The organism is Flavobacterium polysaccharolyticum (assembly GCF_038739875.1).
GTDB classification, from domain to species: Bacteria; Bacteroidota; Bacteroidia; order Flavobacteriales; family Flavobacteriaceae; genus Flavobacterium; species Flavobacterium polysaccharolyticum.
The window spans coordinates 1-304 of record NZ_JBCGDP010000088.1 but is presented as its reverse complement, the minus strand read 5'-3'; the positions used below and the strand labels follow the sequence as shown (position 1 = coordinate 304).

Annotated in this window: 1 protein-coding gene; it reads right to left on the bottom strand. The window is 35.5% G+C overall.

Annotated features, from left to right (window positions below; translation table 11 throughout):
- Positions 1-22: 22 nt before the first annotated feature.
- Positions 23-304: HAD-IA family hydrolase (locus tag WFZ86_RS20210; protein WP_342693627.1), on the bottom strand; the 282-nt coding region annotated here is incomplete at its 5' end.

The following is a 304-nucleotide window of genomic DNA, read 5'->3' as shown; positions in this document are numbered from 1 at the left end:
GTTGGATACATTTTTTAACCTTTTATTCCAAGCTGTTCTTTTCAAATAGATCCACAACATCTTCTTTACCAACTTGCAGATTCCAAACGTGAAGTCCGAGAGCTTGAGCTGCATCAGTGTTTTCTTTTTTATCGTCTACAAACAAGGTTCTTTTGGGTGACAAATCATTTTGTTGCAAAACGTGCAAATAAATTTCGGTATCCGGTTTTCGCATGCCTACTACAAAAGAAAAATACACTTTTTCAAAGCATTGGTAAAAAGCCCCATAAAATGAACTTCCCGTTTTTTGCTCAAAAGTGTCAAT